Raw genomic sequence first — 21,113 nt, 5'->3', positions numbered from 1 at the left:
TATGAAAATAATTCGGACATCCACAATACCATTGTCTTTAAATATTTTATTAAAAGGGCAATTAAAATTCTTGAACGGATCTTACGAAGTCGTAGGAATATCTTCTGACGGTCAACTGCTTAATGAAGTAAAAGAAAGGGAAGGCATCAAAACTATTGCCGTAAATATGGAAAGAGGCATCAGTCCTGTAAAAGATTTAAAGTCTCTGTACAGATTATACAAAATTTTAAAAGCTGAAAAGCCGGAAATCGTACATTCTATTACGCCTAAGGCTGGGCTTTTAACGATGCTGTCTGGCAAAATGGCAGGTGTCCCGATTCGGATTCACACATTTACCGGGCTTGTTTTTCCCACCAGAAAAGGGGCTGCGAAAAAGCTCCTCATCAGTATGGATCAGCTGCTGTGCTGGGCGGCAACCCATGTTTATCCTGAAGGGGAAGGAGTAAAGAAAGATTTGATTAATTATAAAATAACTTCAAAATATTTAAAAGTTCTTGGAAACGGGAATGTAAACGGTATCGACCTGGGCTATTTCTCCCCGGAACAAGTGACTGAAGAACAGAAGAAACAGCTAAAAAAAGAATTAAAAATAAATGACACAGATTTCGTATTTGTGTTTGTTGGAAGACTCGTAGGAGACAAAGGAATTAACGAGCTCGTAAATGCCTTTTCTCTTTTAAGCAAAAATATTGGCAGAAGCTTAAAATTATTGTTGGTTGGACCTTTGGAGCAAGAGCTGGATCTATTGCGTCCCGAAACTTTAAATGAAATTAAAAATAATCTGAATATTATCTCTGTAGGCTTTCAGAAGGATGTTAGGCCTTATTTTGCAATTTCAGATGTGTTGGCTTTTCCAAGTTACCGCGAAGGCTTTCCTAATGTTGTCATGCAGGCTGGTGCTATGGAATTACCAAGCATTGTCTCTGATATCAATGGCTGTAATGAGATTATTGTAGAAGATGAAAACGGAACGATTGTTCCTGTAAAAAACACGGAAGCGCTTAGAAAAGCAATGGAAAAAATGGTAACGGACACTCATTATTACCAAAAAATAAAAATGAATTCCCGACAGATGATTGAATCACGATATGAGCAGTCTGTCGTCTGGTACGCCATTTTAGGTGAATACAAAAAACTGATTAAAGAAAGAGATTATCGTGTATAATTTTTTTAAAGGCTGATCGACTTTATGATTGCATTAATAGGATTACTTGTTTTATCCCCTGTTTTCATAATGGTCATGATAATGCTCTATTTCGCTAACGACGAAAAACTTCTCTTTTTCTAGGCAAGACCGGGATTAAACAAGAAGATATTCAATATCATCAAGTTTAAAACAATGAATGACAGAAAAGATAAGCATGGCAATTATCTGCCGGATTCTGAGCGGCTGAATCCCGTTGGATGTTTATAAGGCAGAATTCCCTGGATGAGCTCCCATAGTTGATCAACGTATTAAAATGTGATATGGCAATCATAGGCCCACCACCTCTTTTGTCATAATATCTTCCTTTGTATAACGAATCCCGGAGACATAGGCATAGCATCTGTCTGGGGATCACGGGATGGCCCAGGTAAACGGAAGAAATGCTATATCTTGGACAAGAAAATTTGAATTAGACATTTGGTATTATCGACCATTTGTCATTCGCGACAGATTGCAAGGTAATCTTCCTTACTCTAAAAAAGGGATAAGAAAAGGAAGGTATTAATCAGGTAGAGCAAGCAACAATAGAGGCCTTTAAAGGCAATAACTAATTTAAATGTAGATAGAATATGTATTTATACGGAGCAAGTGGTCATGGTAAGGTAGCAGCTGAAATTGCTGAGGCAAGCGGCTATGTTATTGAAGCATATATCGATGAAAACCCGATGAAGGAAAAAGTATTAAGCTACCCCGTCCTTCACGAAATCCCGCCGCATGATATAGAAATACTTATTTCTATCGGCAACAACAGGATACGGAAAAGGATTGTAAATCAGGATTATCCTTTTAATTATGTTACCCTTACACATCCCAGGGCAATTATCTCTAAAAGGGTAAAGCTCGGGGAAGGTACCATAGTGATGCCCGGAGCTACAATCAATGCTTCGGTAAGGATAGGAAAGCATTGTATTATCAATACCAATGCTTCTGTGGATCACGATTGCATACTGGATGACTTTGTGCATATCTCTCCCAATGCAGCACTCGGTGGGAATGTACAAGTAGGAGAAGGAACTCATATAGGGATAGGAGCCAGTGTGATCCAGGGAATAACTATTGGAAAATGGTGTACCATCGGTGCCGGTGCTATTATTATTAATGATGTTCCTGATGAATGTACTGTAGTGGGCAATCCCGGAAAGGTTATTAAAAGTAAAAGTTTAAAAATTTAGAATAGTAAAAAAATATGAACCCAAAAATATGGTTATCCTCTCCCCATATGGGAGGAAATGAATTAAAGTACATCAAAGATGCATTTGATGCCAATTAGATAGCACTTTTGGGACCAAATGCTGGTGGTTTTAAACAAGATCTTGAAATATTCTTAAACGAAGAGGTAAAACTAGCCGCACTTTCTGTAGGATACGCGGAATCTTTAGGCTCTAAATATAAAGGCAGGGCTTGTGGTACATTCGGACGTTTTGGAATTTTATCTTTTAACGGAAATAAAATTATTATCACTTTCGGAGGCGGAGCATTGGTTTGCCATTCCCAGCAAGATAAAGACAAGGTGATATTCCTTTCTACGCAGGCCAGAGACGATGCTCCGCATTATCGGCACTCTCACATCGGGTACTCTAATCTTTCGGATGATGAAAGAGAAAGGTTTGCAAAAGTAATGATAGAAGTTTTTTCCGGAAAGGAAGAATATTCAGTTTAAATACACACAAACCTTCAAGGTTTTCAAAACTTTGAAGGTTTTTAGATGGTAAGCTTATTAAATTTACTTAATTGTAGTAAACTTTTTCAGTGAAAGTTGGCTGGAATTACCATAAAACCTATATTTGCAGCCTAAATTTTATAAATAATGAAAGAACTAATTGAAAAAATCAACTCAGAATTTGAAGCTTTCACTACTGAAGCAAACCAACAAGCTGAAAAAGGAAACAAAGCAGCTGGAACAAGAGCTCGTAAAGCAGCTTTAGAACTTAGCAAATTGTTCAAAGAATTCAGAAAAGTTTCTGTTGAAGAAGCAAAAAAATAAGAATCAGCCGGCCTCAGAGCCGGTTTTTAATTATATTATATAAGCACTCATTCCGGGTGCTTTTTTATGCTTGAATTTTAAAAATACGTTGAGTTTTTGCGTTGTGGGCTATTACTTTTGTTTTAATAAATCTTGCAAGAAATTAAATTAAAACTATGAGCAACACATTAAATTTATCAGAAACAAACGATTTTCCGTCATTATCTCCGGTTCCATCGGGAATTATCAATATAATGCTATAACCGAAGTTCAAAACGGAATGATAACCACATTTAGTAATAACGGTAGTGGAGATGATGATCCTTTGAATCTTCATACAAGCCCTTACGGATATAACACTTATACTGTTGTTCGGGAAAATGGTGCATGGAAGAAAATTCCTGATTATATAGAAAATCTGTCTCACTTTTGAGATAGATTTTTAAAAACACTTTGTCAAAGTTCAAAATCTTTGACAAAGTTTAATTTATTAAAAAATTACAAAATCATGCTCAGCTGAACTCTCTTTCTCGCTTCATCCACATCAGTTACTTTTACCTGGACGTGCTGATGCAGCTTTACCACCTCATTCACATCAGAAACAAAACCGTCCTTTAGTTGAGAAATATGCACTAGTCCGCTTTCTTTAATTCCCAAGTCTACGAAACATCCGAAAGCCGTAATATTATTAATAATTCCGGGTAAAATCATTCCTGGTTTTAAGTCTTTGATGCTTTTTACATTGGAGTCAAACTCAAAAACTTTGGCTGCTTTTCTGGGGTCTAATCCTGGCTTTTCAAGTTCCTTTAAAATATCTTTAATTCCAAGAATACCAATATCTTCCGTGATATATTTTTCTGGCTGAACCAAGGCGATCTTTTCTTTATGAGCTATTAATTCATTGGTTTTTATACCTAAATCTTTGGCCATTTTCTCAACAATTCCGTATGCTTCCGGGTGAACGGCAGAATTATCCAGAGGATTTTTCGCGTTATGGATTCTTACAAATGCAGCTGCCTGTTGAAAGGCCTTTTCGCCTAGTCGGGGAATTTTTTTCAATTGCTTTCTGTCCTCAAAGGCTCCGTTTTCGGCTCTGTAATTGACAATATTTTCAGCCATTTTTTCACCGATTCCGGATACATAGCTTAAGAGTGATTTACTTGCCGTATTTAAATTAATTCCAACAGAGTTTACACATTTCATTACTGTAGAGTCCAGCTCGCTTTTAAGCTGTGTCTGGTCTACATCATGCTGATATTGTCCTACACCAATAGATTTAGGATCAATTTTTACCAGCTCGGCCAAAGGATCCGAAAGCCTTCTTCCGATAGAAACTGCTCCACGCACAGTTACATCATAGTTTGGAAATTCATCCCTTGCAATTTTACTGGCAGAATATACCGAAGCTCCGGCTTCTGAAACTACAAAAACCTGTAATGGCTTATCAAACGCAATTTTTTTTATAAAAAACTCCGTTTCGCGGCTTGCTGTTCCATTTCCGATAGAAATAGCTTCTATATTATAGGCATTTACCATCGACCGGATTTTTTTCATGGCCATTCCGGATTCATTCTGCGGGGCATGAGGATAGATGGTTTCATTATGAAGCAGATCTCCTTTTTCGTCCAGGCAGACCACTTTGCATCCGCTTCTGTAACCGGGATCGATGGCCAGAATTCTTTTCTCACCCAAAGGCGGGGCAAGCAGCAGCTGGGTAAGGTTTTCAGCAAAGATTTCAATGGCTTTTTTATCGGCCTTTTCTTTGGCTTCCTGTAAAGTTTCATTTGAAATAGTCGGTTCCAATAATCTTTTGTAGCTGTCTTTTATGGCTAATGAAATTTGTTCCGAAGATTCGTTATTTGACTTGATGATTGCTTTTTCAATAAAATTAATGGCTTCTTCTTTATCAATTCCGATATTGGTTTTTACGAAACCTTCGGATTCGGCTCTTAACATGGCCAAAAGGCGGTGAGAAGGTGTTCTGCTAAGACTTTCTTCCCAATCAAAATATTGAGAAAATTTTTGGGCGTCTTCTTCATCTTTTTTTGCTTTAACGACTTTTGAAGTTATCGCCGCTTTCCGCTGGAAAAGCCTTCTGAGGTTTTTTCTGACGTACATGTTTTCATTGATCCACTCCGCCATGATATCTCTTGCACCCTGCAGGGCTTCTTCTTCTGAAGATACATTTTCGTTAAGATATTTTGAAGCTAAAAACTGAATATCGTTATTTTTCTGGCTCATAATGATTTTAGCCAAAGGTTCGAGGCCTTTTTCTTTTGCTGCATCAGCTTTTGTTTTCTTCCGCTTTTTGAAAGGTAAATATAAGTCTTCAATCTCCTGAATATCAAAGCTTTCTTCGATTTTCTGATGCAGTTCTGGAGTTAGGGCGTTTTGCTCTTCAATAGATTTTATAATGCTTTCTTTTCTCTTTATTATTTCTTCAAACTGTCTGCTGATTTTTGCAATCTGCTCGATTTGGGTTTCGTCAAGATTTCCCGTTTTATCTTTTCGGTATCTTGAAATGAAAGGGATAGTGCAGTCTTCTGCCAATAGTTGTAGGGTGGCATTAATGCTTTTTTCAGAGATATTGAGGGTTTGTTTTATATAGTCTGTAATGTTCATTTTGAATTTTAAATGGCTAAAATAGGTATTTTTAATCTGTAGCTAAAATTTACAATTGCTATATTTGGATTTGGTATAATTTGATTTCTTGATATATGATAAGGTGAAGTTATGATGACGTTTTATATTTTTGAAAATTATAATTAAGTAAAAGAAAATTTTTACTTTTCAGAAAAATAAATTTTTTTAAACAATTAATAAATATGAAAAAAATTAGTGTAATTGCATTGGTAGGTATCGGATTGCTTGCTGCATCGTGTAACAAGGATAAGGCTGCAAATTCAGCTGCTACAACTACGGAACAGGCTGTTGCAGAAAGCAAAGGGGAAACTTTGACGGTAGATACAGCTGGTTCAGTAGTAAACTGGAAGGCTACCCATAAAGGAGGTATGGCGCCAAGATGGGGAACTCTTACAATAAAATCCGGTGATCTGAACGTAGAAAACAGGCAGGTGGCAGCAGGAAATTTTGTAATTGATATGAATTCTATTAAAGTAGATCCTGCTTCTGTAACGGAAAAAGATAAAAAACCGGCTGACCTTGAGGCTCACTTAAAAAATCCTGATTTCTTTGATACAGCTAAAAATCCTACGGCAGAATTTAAGATCACAAGTGTGACAGATCTTAAAGATGCTCCGAAAGATGCTGTGGCTGGGGCCAACAAAACAGTAAGCGGAAACCTTACGCTGTCAGGAAAAACAATGAATGTAACATTCCCTGCGAAAGTGGACGCTACGGAAAATTCTGCAGCTATTCAGGCTAAATTTACCGTAAACAGAGCTGATTGGGGAATCAAATTCGGGACTTCAGAAGCAGATCCGGCAGAATGGATGATCAGCAAAGACATTGAAATCGCAGTTAATGTAAAAGCTAAAAAATAATAATATTGTTAGATATAAATCTTATAGCCGCCTTTTAGGTGGCTTTTTGTTTAAATTAATATTTTATATATTCAAAAAAATCAATTCAAAATCCCGGAATTCCCAATTCTTACACAATATTCACTCCCAAGATATAAAGGGTTGCCGTACTTTTCGGACCAAAATCCTTCCAGAATATCTTTATTGATACAGCGGTAAACAGCTACTCCTTTATAAATTTTTTGATTATCGCCTTCGTAATTGAAATTAATCACTAAAATATCGTCTTTAAAAAATCCTGTGCCGTTTTGTATATGATCACCTATCATCCATTGTGCAATGATACGGTTATTTTCATCAATGGATAAGGTGAGCAGACCGTAATACGTAATGTAATCTGTTTCTTCCTGGTTGCTTCCCTGAACCGAATAGCTTCCTACGAGCTCCTGTACTGTCATTGATTGATTGGTTTTATTAAAAGACAAAACTAAAAATTCATAGGCTTTTTTAGTAATTTTTTTTTGTTTTATATTTGTCGGAATGGCTTATTTTATAATTATAATCAATTTTATTGCCTTTATTATTTTTGGAGTGGATAAAAAAAGGGCAGAGAAACATCAACGAAGGATTTCAGAAAATATATTGCTGTCAGTCTCTTTTTTAGGAGGAACAATCGGAGCAGTTTTAGGAATGACGATTTTCAGACATAAAATATCAAAAACTTCTTTTTTATTGAGATTTGGATTGGTTGTTTTAATTCAAATTGCTTTATTTTATTTTTTCAGAAAATATATTTAGCATTAAATATTTAAAGCTTAGAATCTTTTTAAATTTTATTCAATAAATTTTTATAGCTTTTCTTAATTTCCTAAATTAAAATAAGCTTGTTCATTCTTGATTTTTAATATTAAGATTTTCAGATGATTAAACCAAAATATACTAAGAAATCAGTACGTCGTTTTAGTAGTTTTTTTAAGCTAAATAAATGATCTTAATTCCTTATATTAAAATAAATTATAAATTTAAACAGGCTCTTAATTATTTAATTAAATATTAATAATAATATCCTTATTTTAAAAGACTATTATTTCAGTTTTCTTTTAAAAGTCTCATTATGAATTTGTTAATTATCAAAACTTATTGATGTATTTTTCATTAAAAATCACTATTTTTGCACCCGTAAAAATCTTATATGCAAAACATTAGAAATATTGCGATTATCGCACACGTTGACCACGGTAAAACTACCTTAGTTGACAAGATTATCCACGCTACCAATATTTTCAGAGAAAATCAGGAGAGTGGGGAGTTAATTATGGATAACAATGATCTTGAAAGAGAAAGAGGGATCACCATTTTATCCAAGAATATTTCTGTTACTTATAAAGACACAAAAATTAACGTAATTGATACTCCCGGCCACGCCGATTTTGGGGGAGAGGTAGAAAGAGTTTTGAAAATGGCAGACGGAGTTATTTTGTTGGTGGATGCTTTCGAAGGGCCAATGCCACAGACAAGATTCGTACTTCAAAAGGCTTTGGAATTAGGATTAAGACCATTGGTAGTTATTAATAAAGTTGATAAGCCAAACTGCCGTCCGGATGAAGTTCATGATCAGGTATTTGATCTGTTCTTTAATCTTGATGCTACTGAAGAGCAGTTGGATTTCCCAACATTCTACGGCTCTTCTAAACAAGGATGGTTCAACACATCTTTGGAGCAGACTGAGGATATTTTACCTTTATTAGACGGTATTCTGAAGTATGTTCCTGCCCCGAAAGTAGCGGAAGGAAACCTGCAAATGCAGATTACTTCTCTTGATTACTCTTCATTCTTGGGAAGAATCGCGATCGGAAAAGTAACAAGAGGTGAGATCAAAGAATCTCAATGGATCGGTCTTGCCCAGGCAGACGGTAAAATAGCTAAAGGAAAAGTAAAAGAATTATATGTTTTCGAAGGTTTAGGAAAGAAAAAAGTAACCGAAGTACAGGCAGGAGATATTTGTGCTGTTGTAGGTTTCGACGCTTTCCAGATCGGAGATTCTTTTGTAGATCTTGAAAACCCTGAACCATTGGAAAGAACAGCGATTGATGAGCCTACTTTGAACATGACGTTCTCTATCAACAATTCGCCTTTCTTCGGTAAAGATGGTAAGTATGTGACCTCTAATCACTTGAAAGAAAGATTAACTAAAGAATTAGAGAAAAATCTGGCATTAAGAGTTCAGCAGACGGATGATGCGAACACTTTCCTGGTTTTCGGTAGAGGTATTCTTCACTTGTCAGTTCTTATTGAAACCATGAGAAGAGAAGGATATGAAATGACGATCGGCCAGCCGCAGGTTATCCTTAGAGAAATCGACGGTGTAAGTTGCGAGCCTTATGAGTCTTTGGTTGTTGATGTTCCTGAAGAATACGCTTCAAGAGTTATCGATTTAGCTACTCAGAGAAAAGGAGATCTTCATGTAATGGAAACTAAAGGTGAAATGCAGCATATGGAATTTGAAATTCCTTCAAGAGGTTTGATCGGGCTGCGTTCTCAAATGCTTACTGCCACTGCCGGTGAAGCGATCATGGCACACCGTTTCACAGAATATAAGCCTTTCAAAGGAGCTATTCCGGGAAGAAATAACGGGGTGTTGATCAGCAAGACTCAGGGGCCGGCTACAGAATACTCAATCAACAAGCTACAGGACAGAGGTAAGTTTTTCGTAGATCCGGGTGAGGAAATCTATTCAGGGATGATCGTTGGCGAACAAAACAAGCCGGGAGATCTGGTTGTAAATATTGTTGAAGCAAAACAGCTAAACAACATGAGAGCTGCCGGAAAAGATAAAGATACCGGCGTTGCTCCGAAAATTTTGTTCTCATTGGAAGAGTGTATGGAATACATTCAGGGTGATGAAGCTATTGAAGTTACACCGAATTTTATAAGGATGCGTAAAAAATTACTATCAGAAGAAGATAGAAAACGTGCTGAAAGATCAGCCAAAGCAGAATAATTTTCTAGAATATTATAAATATAATGAAAAGCTTCGATTATTTCGAAGCTTTTTTGTTTTTAAAATAAATGTAAAATGTTAAATACCAGCTAATTGTGAGTTTTTATCGTTTCCTTTCGTATATTTATACAGTCAAAATGCTATTGCATAATAGAATTTACACCAAACTTTTAATTCAGATATTGTCCAAATCAATATATGAATATACCAAATTTCACAATTATGAAAAATTTTTCGAGTCGATTGTTAAGCAATTACAAATTGTTTATACTACAGTTTTTTTTATGGTTACCAACCGTAGTACAGGCTACCCTCAGTATTGTAGCGGCAGATCCGGCCACAGGAAAGGTAGGGAGCGCAGGTTTTACCTGTATATGTAATTATGATCTGAGGAACAAGATCGCTATGGTTGCTCCTGGGAAAGGCGCTTTTAATGCGCAGGCAGGAGCCATATTACAATTTTTTCCTAATACAAAAAATTATTTGTTAGGAGGATATAATGCCTTTGAAGTCATCAATGCTAATCTTGCAGATAAGAAGGATATCAATGTGTCTCAAATACTTTCTGCCACTTTAAACCCCGGAACGGGAGTAAACTTTGGAAATTCACCTAATGCTTTTGCTTTTACAGGAAACGGAAACGCAAATGTGAATTATTATCGTTATGGCCAAAACTTTGCAATAGCCGGTAATATTTTAATTAGTAAGGCCGTTTTGGATGATGCTTATAACGCATTTCTTAATACTCACGGAGAGCTGGAGGATAAATTAATGGCGGCATTGCTTGCTGCTAAAAGACCAGGCTCGGATTCCCGATGTCTGTCCGTGAATACCTCTTCATATGTCGCTTATATTTCTGTTGCAAAGCCTAATGATCCTTTTAATCAGGGATTTCTTGAGCTGCAGTATATGAACCCTTGCGGTGTAAGTAAAGAACCAGTTGATATTCTTAATACCATGTTTATCAACTGGAAAAGAGCAAACGCAGGGCTTCCGCCAATGGATATTCCTGTTCTCAATATTACCAGTATTATAAATATAAGGCAGCCCACTGGTGATAACGGATACACTTTTAACGGGAGCAGAATGGTAGATTCCAGGGCTAAAGTTTTAAATGCGGATAATTTCGGCATGTACGGCTACACTCAGGCTAAAGTCAATATTAATGATGCTTTCAGCTCACAGGGATCAATTACTCAATCTGCAATTAATAATCTTTCTACTGATCTGCTGTTTATTGGAAGCTTCAGCAAAACACTTCTTGGAGCCTCTGGCTTTACTGCCAGTGAGATCAATGAAGCCTATAACTGGTCATTAGGAGATAATAAAACCGCTTTTATATTCGAAAGCGGAGCCGAATGGAATTCCTTTTTCTCTAAATGGGGCTACGGAGTGACCGCAGAAACTTCTAATCCTAATAAACAATATACTGTTAATGCTAATCAGCCAATCAGTAAAAAAATATTCAGCGGACCTTTTGGAAATATTACAGGTATCCAGCAGGGAGGCGGGCTTCAGGGCTATTTTTCCAAAATGCCTCCCAATGCAATAGTTTTGGCTGTTAATAACTCAAACCGGCCGGTTCTTGTATATGATTGTGCTACAAAAGATATACTTTGTTCCGATACAGACGTGATTACCTCATTGGGAGGAATCAGTGCCGGGAACGTTGTTACAAATGATAATGATAAGTTCCTTGCCAATCTTATCAGCCTGGTCGTAGATATAAAAACAAACCGGATACAGTTACCTGCTTGCACAACAGCGGCTAAACAGTCTTCTGTAAGTAATTCATCATTGAAGGCTGCTAACAATGGTTTAAAAGAGAAGAAAACGAAATTATTGTTTCCCAACCCTGCAAAATCTGAATTTTTTATAGACTTAAACGATTTTAAGAATCAAAAAATAAATATTGCAGTTTATAATCAGAATAATATTCTTCTGTATGCTAAATCGGTAAATAAAACTCAGGACAGTCAGAGAGAAAAAATAGATGCTCAGAATCTGCCTGAAGGAGTATTGTATGTCGTAGTTTCAGATGAAGAGAATAATAAAATCTCAGAAAAAATTATTATTAAACATTAAAAAAAATTATCTGAATTAATATTTAAGGTAAAATTTTTCATTTAATAGCATCATAAGACAGACAGGAACCTCTTTTGAGGTTCTTTTTATTTATTGTAAACCTGATTTTGCATAAATTATTAAATTGTAAATTTGTCGGTCAAAAAAATACAAATCTCAAAAATATTTGTTTAATACACAGACTTTATGAATCTTCAACCCCTTAAAATAAGCGTATTGGCAAGCCTGTTAGCAGTATCAGCAGTTTCCTGCTCAGTTCAGAACGGAACGCAGCCGAAGCCTGTACAGCCAAAAGCTCCGGCAAAAACTTCCGTCGGTACAGTTAAAGAAAATAAAAATATCACCAAAACAAAAACTATAAATATCCCTGCTGCAGAGGAAACATTCAGAACCAGTCTTCCTGAGATCAGAAGAGAATTCCGTGGTGCCTGGATTGCCAGCGTTGCCAATATAAACTGGCCTTCAAGACCTGATTTAACAGTTGATCAGCAGAAAGCTGAAGCTGTCAATATGCTTGATATTTTGAAAAACAACAATTTCAATGCGGTTATTTTCCAAGTAAGACCTTCTGCAGATGCTTTATACACCAGCAATATTGAGCCCTGGTCGTATTTCTTAACGGGGGAAACAGGAAAAGCTCCATATCCAAATTATGATCCATCATTGCAGTTCTGGATAGAAGAAGCTCACAAAAGGGGGCTGGGGCTTCATATATGGCTGAATCCTTATCGTGCTCATCATACAAATGGAGGTTCTGTCAATAATTTGTCTATGGTAAATAAACTTTCAGATATAGTTGTAAGATTAAAAAACGGGATGTATTGGTTTGATCCTGCAAACCCTAAAACACAGGGACATGTTTCTAATGTGGTAAAGGATATTGTGAAAAGATATGATATTGATGCTGTTCACTTTGATGATTATTTTTACCCTTATGCTACCTATAATAAAGGGGCAGACTTTCCAGATAATGCAACTTGGAACGAATATGTAAGAAACGGGGGAACTCTCACAAGAGCCGATTGGAGAAGAGATAATGTTAATAAATTTGTTGAAAGAATCTATAAAGAAATTCATGCTGAGAAAAATTATGTTCAATTTGGGATTAGTCCATTCGGAATATGGAAACCTGGTTACCCTGAGGGTGTTGTAGGCTCTTCGCAGTTTGATGAATTGTACGCTGATGCTAAATTATGGTTAAATAATGGCTGGGTAGACTATTTTTCACCACAGTTATATTGGCCGATTGACTCTAAAGGTCAGGGATTTCAAGCATTGCTAAGCTGGTGGCAGTCAGAAAACATCATGAAGCGCCATCTTTGGCCTGGATTAAACACTGTCGAAATAAAAGTGTCTGACAGACCATCGGAAATTAAAAATCAAATTGAAATTACAAGGGAAGTTTTAGGAAAAAATTCCGGAGAAATTCACTGGAGTATTGCAGGTCTTATCAAAAACTCAAATATGCTTCCGACTTTGAAAAACGGGCCATACAAAGAAAAAGCTTTGGTTCCGAAAACCCCATGGCTAAAGGCTGTCCCTTTACAAATTCCAAATTTATTTATAAATGATAACGGAAGTTTTGCAAAAACGAATTGGAGTATCAAAAATATGGCTGATGTTTTTCAATGGGTGCTTTTCGCCCAGTACAACAGCGTTTGGGAAACCGAAATCCTTACCCTAGACCAGCTTTCAAAAGATATTCCGAAGTTTAAAGATGGAAAAACTTTAAATGCAATCGCTATTAAAGCTATAGACAGGCTCGGAAACGAGAGTGATTATATTGCTAAAAAAGTAAAATAACCTGAATTCGGGTTAAGGATTTTAAGTTAACATCAATAAATCAATTGCTTAAATTGAGTACTATTATCTCTTAGTTTATTTTATTAATTTTCAGCATAAAAATCAATGTGAATAAAAATATTGAATTCGTTTTCACAAAATTTTTAGAAAATGAAAGGCTAAACACTGACATTGTAATTATATTATTTTCATTATCAGCAACTTGAAGAGCGTTTTCGTTCTGTTTCTTATCCCGAACTTAAGTTAAATAATTAAAAAAATGTTTGTAACAATCAAAGCTTCAAGATTTCTATAAAATAAAGTTTAGAATAACTATAAATTATTAGTATAAAATAAAGTGTTTCAATAAATTATAAATTTCAAAATTTAAATTGATTTAAAAAAAACTTCTCGGAATCATTTTTGCATCCATAATTCCATAATCACTAAAAAATATGAATTATGAATACTAAAAGACTTTCCAATGCAATGGAAAAAGCGCTTAGTGATCAGATGAATAAAGAAATTCATGCATCACACGTTTTCTTATCTTACGGGATTTGGGCAGATGATAAAGGCTATCAGGGAATCGCAAATTTCCTTTACAGACATGCTCAGGAAGAGAGAAATCATTCTATTAAATTCATGGAATATATTCTGAACAGAGGAGGAAAACCAAAAATAGATGCAATACCAGCTCCGCCTGCAGATCCAGAATCTTTAACGGAATGTTTTGATGGTGTTTTTAAGCATGAAGTAGATAATACAACATCTATTTACAGGCTGGTAGACCTATCGATGGAAGAAAAAGATTGGGCCACCTGGAATTTTATGCAATGGTTTGTTCAGGAGCAGATCGAGGAAGAAACACTGGCTAAGAACCTTATTGATAAATTGAAAATTGCCGGAGGAGACAGAGCTACTGACGAATCTTTATTTACTTTGGATAAAACATTACAGGAAACACCGAACGATGCCCCTCTTGCTCAGGAAGCGACTGGTGAAAAACCATAAAAGAAGATCATTGGGATCAAAATTTATTAAAATCTGTCAATTTTATTGGCAGATTTTTATTATGAAACTCAGCCCAAAATCACTATCTTTGCACACTCATAATTCAAAGATTGTGGTTCCGAGTTTAAGTTAATCGTTCAATATAACTGTAAGCCTTAAACTCTAAACGCGAAACCTTGAATTTTAAACCTTAAACTTTGAATGTAACGTTATGAAATGTGGAATCGTAGGCTTACCAAACGTAGGTAAATCAACTCTTTTTAACTGTCTGAGCAATGCAAAAGCCCAGTCAGCGAACTATCCTTTCTGTACCATCGAGCCCAATTTGGGAACCGTTTCCGTACCGGATCACAGGCTTTTTGAATTGGAAAAACTGGTAAAGCCGGAAAGAGTTTTGCCAGCAGTGGTAGAAATCGTTGATATTGCAGGACTTGTAAAAGGAGCAAGCAAAGGGGAAGGTTTAGGAAACCAGTTTCTTGCTAATATCCGTGAATGTGAGGCAATTATCCATGTTTTAAGATGTTTTGACAACGGAAATATCATTCACGTAGAAGGTTCGGTAGACCCGTTAAGAGATAAAGAAATTATTGATATTGAACTTCAGCTGAAGGATTTGGAAACTGTAGGAAAAGCAGTGGAAAAAGCAAAAAAGTTCATCAAATCTGGTAAAAAAGAAGATGTTTTAACGTATGAAACGCTTCAAAGCCTTCAAAAATTCCTTGAAGATGGTAAAAATGCAAGGGAATTTGCTACAGATGATCTTACAAAATCTATTATAGGGGATGTTCAGTTGTTGACAAATAAGCCTGTACTTTACGTTTGTAACGTCGATGAAAATTCAATCAAAAACGGAAACGAATGGATCAGAAAGATTGAGGAAATGGCTAAAAATGAAGGAGCGGAAGTTGTAGTTCTTGCAGCTCAGATCGAAGCTGATATCAACGAATTAGAAACTTATGAGGAAAGAGAAATATTCCTTGAAGAGCTTGGCCTTACAGAACCTGGTGTAAACCGTCTGATCAGAAAAGCATATGATTTGTTGAAGCTTCAGACTTATTTCACGGCAGGTGTGAAAGAGGTAAGAGCATGGACAATTGGCCAGGGATGGACAGCACCACAGGCTGCCGGGGTAATCCACACAGATTTCGAAAAAGGGTTTATCCGTGCTGAGGTAATCAAATATGATGATTATATAAACTATGGCTCAGAAGTAAAAGTAAAAGAAGCCGGAAAGCTTTCTGTAGAAGGAAAAGAATATGTGGTGAAGGATGGTGACATCATGCACTTCAGATTCAACGTATAAGAAAATATTAAAGTTAGTTATAATGAAAAACGTTTCCAATGTATTTTTGGGAGCGTTTTTTGCATTCGTGTGTGAAAACTTTTAATTTATGAAGATTTTATACTTTTTTATTTTTATTTTGTTTTTTTCTTGTTCAAAAAATGTTGAAGAGAATTGTTTTATAGACAAGGAAAAGGAATCTGAATATGTGGAAAAAGTTCCGTTAACAGCAAAGGAAATTATTAATGATAAACCCGCATATCTTGAAATAATAGACCTTAAAGAATTCAGAAAGTTTAAAGAAGACAGCTTATATGTTCATAATTATAAATGGAACAATTATGAAGGTAAAATAAAAATTCATGATCAGGAATTAAAAGCTTTCAAAGGCTTGTTTTTCGAACAGTTTATGTGTTTTGCAAAGCAACAGACAGGAAATGTTTTATATTCATTAGGAAGGAATAATTTAGGATATTGGTTATTAAAAATAGAAAATAATAAACCGTTTGCTTATTTTTTAGGATTAAGTTTTAGTCATTATTATTTGAATGAAATACAGGAAAATCCAATTATCAAAGATGGATTTTTGCAGGTTGAAGGAAGTTTGGTGAAAATTATCAAAGTTCCCGGGCTTCCCGGTCATGATGATTATTCTGCAATTGATGAAGGTAAATTATTTAAAATCAATGTAAAAGACTTAATGAAAGACACTGATCATGATGGATATAATGATATTTTTGAAAAAAGCTTTGGTTTAAATCCTAATAAAAAAGATTCTGATTGCGATGGGATTAATGATTTTGAAGATTTGAATCCTATGTTTAAATCAGAGAACAATAAATTTACAGAGCTTTACGAAAGATTGCTACCAGAATATGCAGTGACAATAGATTTCAAAAAAATGCCTTATTACTTTGAAGTTTTTAAAAGCGATTGCTATTATTTTCATAATATAAATCCTAATAGTTACAGAGTTTTATTTGCTTCTGAAGATGAAAATAAACAAACCGATTATATTAAGGTGACCGATGTATTTAATTTTGGGATTTCCAAAATCAGGAGAAATAAAGATTTTCCGGAAAGATTCTATCTTTATAAATGGGGTAGTGGTTCTTCTACCAGCATTGCCGCAGAGTATAAAAACGGGAAATGGGAGATTACGGTTGTTGGGCAAACGGTTTCCTAATAAGTAATTTCAATTATTCGTACATTTGATTTTTACAAATTATCAATCATGGAAAAGATGGCTCACACTTCATACACATCTCTTGATGATTTTTACCGTGAAATGACTCAAAAATTAGGTAAAGATATCGAAAGTATTTTCCCGAAAGGCCTTCACAAAGATATTGGCCATTTCAACGTTTTTGATATTGCCCAAACGATTGAAAAAATGAAACTAACCTCCGAAATGCCCTACAACAGGAGAAAATATTACAAAATTAGTCTGATCAGAGGGAAAAACAGGGCAGAATATGCAGATAAAACTATTCAGATAAAGCAAAATGCTTTACTGTTCGCGACACCTAAAGTTCCTTACCACTGGGTTCCGCAAGATCCGCATCAGTCGGGGAGTTTTTGTGTTTTTACAGAAGATTTTATGCTTAAGAATAAATCGCATAATACGCTGGAAGACCTGCCGATATTTCAACCGGGAAATGTTCCGATTTTTGAGATTGATGATGAATTAGCAAATGAAATCGAACAGCTGTATTCTAAGGTTAAAAAAGAAATAAACTCGGATTATATTTTTAAATACGATTTGATCAGGAACTATGTTTTAGAACTGATTCATTATGGCCAGAAACTGCAGCCCGCTTCAAAATTATCCACCTCAAGTGATACTTCTTTGCGGGTAGTTTCGTTGTTTATTGAGCTGTTGGAAAGGCAGTTTCCTATCGAAAGTTCAGATCAGAGATTGCAGTTGAAAACCGCAAAAGATTATGCCGACCGACTGGCAGTTCATGTGAATTATTTAAACAAAAAATTAAAGGAAAGCACCGGTAAAACAACCACCGAAATCATTGCTGAAAGGGTAATTCAGGAGGCTAAAATTCTTTTAAAACAAACAAAATGGAATGTTTCCGAAATTGCTTATGCCTTAGGATTCGAGGAAATTGCTCATTTTTCCAACTTTTTTAAAAAGAAAACCTCGCTGGCTCCTTTAGAGTTCCGTTCATGATTTGAATTTTGCAAATTTTAGTTTGATTAAAGCAAATACAACATCTTGAAGTTTTCTGAACTTTGTCTCGTCAAAAACAAACAGAAAAATGGAAACAAGAACAAAAATTGCATTAGTTACAGGAGGAAGCCGCGGATTAGGAAAAAACTCTGCCATAAAAATCGCTCAGAAAGGTTTAGATGTTATTATCACTTACAAAAGCAATAAAGAAGAAGCGGATAAAGTAGTTGAAGAAATTAAGGCTTTAGGAAGAAAAGCTATTGCCTACCAGCTTGATACAAAAGATGTTAAAAGCTTTGATGCTTTCGTAAAAACGGTGGGCGACCATCTGGAAGAAAATACAGGAAGCAGAAACATTGATTTCTTAGTGAATAACGCAGGGACAGCTTTATATATGCCGATTCCTGATGTTACGGAAGAGCAGCTGGATGATATGGTAGACATTCATTTCAAAGGGGTATTTTTCTTAACGCAGAAGTTTTTACCATTCATGAACGATAATGGCGGCATCATCAATCTGTCTTCAGGTTTGGCGAGATTTGCAATGCCCGGATCTTCAGTTTACGGCTCTATGAAGGCTGCCATCGATCAGTTGAGTAAATACATGGCGAAAGAATTGGGACCAAGAAAAATTAAAGTAAACGCAGTAGCCCCGGGAGCTATCGAAACTGATTTTGGAGGTGGAAGAACAAGGGACGACAAAAATGCCAATGCGATGGTTTCAAATAATACTGCGTTGGGAAGAGCTGGTTTGCCTGATGACATAGGTGGAGTTGTGGCATTCCTTTGTACAGAAGATGCAAGATGGATTACTGCTCAAAGAATTGAAGTTTCCGGCGGAATGTTTTTCTAATATATAATTACGTGATTTCGAAGCGTAAATCACTATGAGGCTAAAGAGCAATTATATAAAAAACTGGTGGCTGAGGTTCTCTAAACCACCAGTTTTTATTTTTTCACTCCCATATCTAGCATTAAGCCTGTTTTTAATTAAAGAAATCTGCGTAGTCTGCTAAATCCGCGAGAAATTAAATTTAAGTATAAAAATTACAATTTAGCCAAATTCTCAATTGCCCTTTCCAGTGTTTCCTGCTTTTTTGCAAAACACAAACGAATTACATTATCATTCAGTTTATTTTTATAAAAAGAAGAAAACGGAACGCTTGCCACCTTGTAATTGATTGTCAGCTCTCTGGCGAAGTCAAAATCATTTTTATCTGAAACCTTATCATATTTCAAAGCCTGGAAATAAGTTCCTTCACAATCCAGCAATTCAAAAGAGGTTGTTGCTAAGCCCTTTCTCAAAAAATCTCTTTTTTCCTGGAAAAACTGATTTAGCTGATCGTAATGATCAGGATTTTTCATGTATTCTGCCAAAGCAAGCTGAATTGGTGTATTTACTGAAAAAACATTAAACTGATGGATTTTTCTGAATTCGTCTGTTAAAGCTTTTGGAGCTGCACAATATCCCACTTTCCAGCCCGTAATGTGGAACAATTTCCCGAAAGATGCCACTAAAAGACTTCTTTTTTTCAGCTCGGGATACTTGCAGATGCTCAAATGCTGCTTACCATCAAAAACAATATTTTCATAGACTTCATCGCTTAAAATAAGGATGGAAGTTCCTTCTACTATTTTTATCAATTCCTGAATATCATTTTCCTTTAAAATTTTTCCTGAAGGGTTATTGGGATTATTTAAAATAATCATTTTTGTTTTGTCGGAAACTAGATTTTTTACCATATTCCAGTCGATTTCAAAATCGGGAGCATTCATTTCAAACCTTTTTACCACTCCCCCGAAAAGCTCTACAGTAGGCTCATAGCAGTCGTAGGCAGGCTCAAAGATAATGACTTCGTCGTCTTTTTTAATGAAAGTGGCAATGGTGGTGAAAATAGCTTGTGTTCCGCCGGCTGTAATGGTTATTTCAGTATCAGGGTGATAAACAGACTTATGAGAATTTTCAATCTTTTTTGCAATTTCTTCTTTTAATCTCATCATTCCGCCCATAGGAGCGTATTGATTGAAACCCTCTTTAATGAATCTGTCAACATAATTCAGAAGCTCAGGATCAGGCATAAAATCAGGAAAACCCTGCGAAAGATTGATCGCTTCGTTTTCATTGGCCAGCTGTGTCATTTGGCTGAAAATGGTGGTGCCTACATTACAAAGCTTAGATAAAGGAAGTTTTATCATTAAAGAAAAATTTTAATTGTATCGAATTTAATTTATTTTTTTAAAATGAAGGCTAAAAAATCTTAATATTGCAGCAATAACTTTTAATTATTTGGAAATGTTTAACGATGAATTAGATTATAAGATTCACGGAGAAGAAATGCAATGTGTGGAAATTGAGTTGGATCCTAAAGAAAGCGTAATTGCCGAGCCGGGAAGCTTTATGATGATGACAGAAGGAATTCAGATGGAAACATTATTCGGAGATGGAACTGAAAAAGGACTGATGGGAAAATTATTCTCTGCAGGAAAAAGAATACTCACAGGCGAAAATCTTTTCATGACAGTATTTACAAACACCACTTCGCAGAAAAGACAGGTAACTTTCGCTGCACCGTACACGGGAAAAATCATTCCTTTTGACCTGAGTAAGCTGGGCGGAAAGATCATATGTCAGAAAGATAGTTTTCTGTGTGCCGCAAAAGGTGTGAATGTAGGTATAGAGTTTCAGAAAAAGCTTGGAACAGGATTATTTGGCGGTGAAGGCTTTATTATGCAGAAGCTCGAAGGCGACGGTATGACTTTCGTTCACAGTGGAGGCCATGTTATTGAAAAAGATCTTCAGTCGGGAGAGATTTTGAAGATTGATACGGGATGTATTGTCGGTTTTACCCATACAGTGGATTATGATATTCAGTTTGTACGCGGAATTAAAAATACCATTTTCGGTGGCGAAGGATTGTTTTTTGCACAGCTGAAAGGGCCAGGCAAGGTTTGGATTCAGACACTTCCGATTTCAAGATTAGCCAGCAGGATTTTACAATACGGAACTACAAAAAGTAAGGAGCAGGGAAGTGTCCTAGGTGGGCTAGGAAACATCTTGGATGGTGATGGGTTCTGAAAATTAAAAAGCTTGAACTAATAAAGTGAGAATGGTTGC

General features: G+C 35.8%; 18 protein-coding genes and 2 pseudogenes. 17 read left to right on the top strand and 3 right to left on the bottom strand.

The genetic code is table 11. From position 1 onward, the window contains the following. Position 1 precedes the first annotated feature (1 nt). The 6 genes and pseudogenes from BW926_RS09540 to BW926_RS14390 all read left to right on the top strand — a co-directional run bounded on the left by BW926_RS09540 (position 2) and on the right by BW926_RS14390 (position 3,603). On the top strand, positions 2-1,165 hold the full coding sequence (locus BW926_RS09540; RefSeq protein WP_076446562.1) for a glycosyltransferase family 4 protein: 1,164 nt from the start codon (positions 2-4) through the stop codon (positions 1,163-1,165). A 24-nt stretch (positions 1,166-1,189) separates the two neighbouring features. Further along, positions 1,190-1,758: pseudogene (locus BW926_RS14395) on the top strand (sugar transferase). Between the two features lie 18 nt (positions 1,759-1,776). After that, positions 1,777-2,379 (top strand): acetyltransferase, encoded by a 603-nt coding sequence (locus BW926_RS09530; protein ID WP_076446560.1) that lies wholly within the window; start codon positions 1,777-1,779, stop codon positions 2,377-2,379. A gap of 14 nt (positions 2,380-2,393) precedes the next feature. Next, positions 2,394-2,786 (top strand): annotated as a pseudogene (locus BW926_RS14085) (DegT/DnrJ/EryC1/StrS family aminotransferase); the annotation flags it as partial. Positions 2,787-3,014: 228 nt separating this feature from the next. Next, entirely contained in the window at positions 3,015-3,191 is a 177-nt protein-coding gene (locus tag BW926_RS09520) for a histone H1 (RefSeq protein ID WP_076446558.1), read from the top strand. A gap of 259 nt (positions 3,192-3,450) precedes the next feature. Continuing rightward, entirely contained in the window at positions 3,451-3,603 is a 153-nt protein-coding gene (locus BW926_RS14390; protein WP_179078000.1) for a hypothetical protein, read from the top strand. Between the two features lie 65 nt (positions 3,604-3,668). Here the strand turns inward: BW926_RS14390 and BW926_RS09515 are convergent, their stop codons facing one another. Continuing rightward, positions 3,669-5,792 (bottom strand): Tex family protein, encoded by a 2,124-nt coding sequence (locus tag BW926_RS09515; RefSeq protein ID WP_076446556.1) that lies wholly within the window; start codon positions 5,790-5,792, stop codon positions 3,669-3,671. Between the two features lie 203 nt (positions 5,793-5,995). Between BW926_RS09515 and BW926_RS09510 the strand changes: the two genes are divergently transcribed. Further along, complete coding sequence (locus tag BW926_RS09510; RefSeq protein WP_076446554.1) at positions 5,996-6,673, top strand: YceI family protein; 678 nt, start codon at positions 5,996-5,998, stop codon at positions 6,671-6,673. An 80-nt stretch (positions 6,674-6,753) separates the two neighbouring features. On the opposite strand, the gene BW926_RS09505 is transcribed toward BW926_RS09510, so the two are convergent. Next, positions 6,754-7,110 carry a hypothetical protein gene (locus BW926_RS09505; protein ID WP_076446552.1) on the bottom strand — a complete coding sequence of 119 codons (357 nt, stop codon included), beginning with the start codon at positions 7,108-7,110 and terminating at the stop codon, positions 6,754-6,756. A gap of 82 nt (positions 7,111-7,192) precedes the next feature. Here BW926_RS09505 and BW926_RS09500 point away from each other — a divergent pair, with 82 nt between their 5' ends. The 9 genes from BW926_RS09500 (at position 7,193) to BW926_RS09460 (ending at position 18,851) form a co-directional block, all read left to right on the top strand. After that, entirely contained in the window at positions 7,193-7,450 is a 258-nt protein-coding gene (locus BW926_RS09500) for a DUF1294 domain-containing protein (protein ID WP_076446550.1), read from the top strand. A 394-nt stretch (positions 7,451-7,844) separates the two neighbouring features. Continuing rightward, positions 7,845-9,653, top strand: a complete 1,809-nt coding sequence (typA, locus tag BW926_RS09495; RefSeq protein WP_076446548.1) for a translational GTPase TypA — start codon at positions 7,845-7,847, stop codon at positions 9,651-9,653. 222 nt (positions 9,654-9,875) lie between these two features. Then, positions 9,876-11,738 carry a DUF1028 domain-containing protein gene (locus BW926_RS09490; protein WP_179077999.1) on the top strand — a complete coding sequence of 621 codons (1,863 nt, stop codon included), beginning with the start codon at positions 9,876-9,878 and terminating at the stop codon, positions 11,736-11,738. Positions 11,739-11,924: 186 nt separating this feature from the next. After that, positions 11,925-13,541: a glycoside hydrolase family 10-like protein gene (locus tag BW926_RS09485; RefSeq protein WP_076446543.1), complete on the top strand. Its 1,617-nt coding sequence runs from the start codon at positions 11,925-11,927 to the stop codon at positions 13,539-13,541. A 441-nt stretch (positions 13,542-13,982) separates the two neighbouring features. Further along, a complete protein-coding gene (locus BW926_RS09480) occupies positions 13,983-14,534 on the top strand; it encodes a ferritin (RefSeq protein WP_076446541.1) in 552 nt (183 codons plus the stop codon). Positions 14,535-14,745: 211 nt separating this feature from the next. Next, positions 14,746-15,837, top strand: a complete 1,092-nt coding sequence (gene ychF / locus BW926_RS09475; protein WP_076446539.1) for a redox-regulated ATPase YchF — start codon at positions 14,746-14,748, stop codon at positions 15,835-15,837. Between the two features lie 88 nt (positions 15,838-15,925). After that, positions 15,926-17,002, top strand: coding sequence for a hypothetical protein (locus BW926_RS09470; protein WP_076446537.1), 1,077 nt, complete (start codon positions 15,926-15,928; stop codon positions 17,000-17,002). A 48-nt stretch (positions 17,003-17,050) separates the two neighbouring features. Further along, positions 17,051-17,998 carry a helix-turn-helix domain-containing protein gene (locus BW926_RS09465; protein WP_076446535.1) on the top strand — a complete coding sequence of 316 codons (948 nt, stop codon included), beginning with the start codon at positions 17,051-17,053 and terminating at the stop codon, positions 17,996-17,998. A gap of 88 nt (positions 17,999-18,086) precedes the next feature. Continuing rightward, a complete protein-coding gene (locus tag BW926_RS09460) occupies positions 18,087-18,851 on the top strand; it encodes an SDR family NAD(P)-dependent oxidoreductase (RefSeq protein ID WP_076446533.1) in 765 nt (254 codons plus the stop codon). Between the two features lie 194 nt (positions 18,852-19,045). On the opposite strand, the gene BW926_RS09455 is transcribed toward BW926_RS09460, so the two are convergent. Continuing rightward, positions 19,046-20,194, bottom strand: coding sequence for a methionine aminotransferase (locus BW926_RS09455; RefSeq protein WP_076446531.1), 1,149 nt, complete (start codon positions 20,192-20,194; stop codon positions 19,046-19,048). 97 nt (positions 20,195-20,291) lie between these two features. Here BW926_RS09455 and BW926_RS09450 point away from each other — a divergent pair, with 97 nt between their 5' ends. Then, on the top strand, positions 20,292-21,074 hold the full coding sequence (locus BW926_RS09450) for a TIGR00266 family protein (RefSeq protein WP_076446529.1): 783 nt from the start codon (positions 20,292-20,294) through the stop codon (positions 21,072-21,074). Positions 21,075-21,113 lie beyond the last annotated feature (39 nt).

It is taken from the genome of Chryseobacterium sp. RU37D (genome assembly GCF_900156075.1).
In the GTDB taxonomy this organism is placed as follows: Bacteria; Bacteroidota; Bacteroidia; order Flavobacteriales; family Weeksellaceae; genus Chryseobacterium.
This window is presented reverse-complemented; position numbering and strand designations above follow the sequence as displayed.

Bases quoted from the DNA above. Each gene is read 5' to 3' on its own strand.
- BW926_RS09515 (WP_076446556.1), bottom strand. From the start codon at position 5,792: ATGAACATTACAGACTATATAAAACAAACCCTCAATATCTCTGAAAAA.
- BW926_RS09520 (WP_076446558.1), top strand. From the start codon at position 3,015: ATGAAAGAACTAATTGAAAAAATCAACTCAGAATTTGAAGCTTTCACT.
- BW926_RS09500 (WP_076446550.1), top strand. From the start codon at position 7,193: ATGGCTTATTTTATAATTATAATCAATTTTATTGCCTTTATTATTTTT.
- ychF (WP_076446539.1), top strand. From the start codon at position 14,746: ATGAAATGTGGAATCGTAGGCTTACCAAACGTAGGTAAATCAACTCTT.
- BW926_RS09485 (WP_076446543.1), top strand. From the start codon at position 11,925: ATGAATCTTCAACCCCTTAAAATAAGCGTATTGGCAAGCCTGTTAGCA.
- BW926_RS09460 (WP_076446533.1), top strand. From the start codon at position 18,087: ATGGAAACAAGAACAAAAATTGCATTAGTTACAGGAGGAAGCCGCGGA.
- BW926_RS09530 (WP_076446560.1), top strand. From the start codon at position 1,777: ATGTATTTATACGGAGCAAGTGGTCATGGTAAGGTAGCAGCTGAAATT.
- BW926_RS09505 (WP_076446552.1), bottom strand. From the start codon at position 7,110: ATGACAGTACAGGAGCTCGTAGGAAGCTATTCGGTTCAGGGAAGCAAC.
- BW926_RS09490 (WP_179077999.1), top strand. From the start codon at position 9,876: ATGAAAAATTTTTCGAGTCGATTGTTAAGCAATTACAAATTGTTTATA.
- BW926_RS09480 (WP_076446541.1), top strand. From the start codon at position 13,983: ATGAATACTAAAAGACTTTCCAATGCAATGGAAAAAGCGCTTAGTGAT.
- BW926_RS09540 (WP_076446562.1), top strand. From the start codon at position 2: ATGAAAATAATTCGGACATCCACAATACCATTGTCTTTAAATATTTTA.
- BW926_RS14390 (WP_179078000.1), top strand. From the start codon at position 3,451: ATGATAACCACATTTAGTAATAACGGTAGTGGAGATGATGATCCTTTG.
- BW926_RS09470 (WP_076446537.1), top strand. From the start codon at position 15,926: ATGAAGATTTTATACTTTTTTATTTTTATTTTGTTTTTTTCTTGTTCA.
- typA (WP_076446548.1), top strand. From the start codon at position 7,845: ATGCAAAACATTAGAAATATTGCGATTATCGCACACGTTGACCACGGT.
- BW926_RS09510 (WP_076446554.1), top strand. From the start codon at position 5,996: ATGAAAAAAATTAGTGTAATTGCATTGGTAGGTATCGGATTGCTTGCT.
- BW926_RS09455 (WP_076446531.1), bottom strand. From the start codon at position 20,194: ATGATAAAACTTCCTTTATCTAAGCTTTGTAATGTAGGCACCACCATT.
- BW926_RS09450 (WP_076446529.1), top strand. From the start codon at position 20,292: ATGTTTAACGATGAATTAGATTATAAGATTCACGGAGAAGAAATGCAA.
- BW926_RS09465 (WP_076446535.1), top strand. From the start codon at position 17,051: ATGGAAAAGATGGCTCACACTTCATACACATCTCTTGATGATTTTTAC.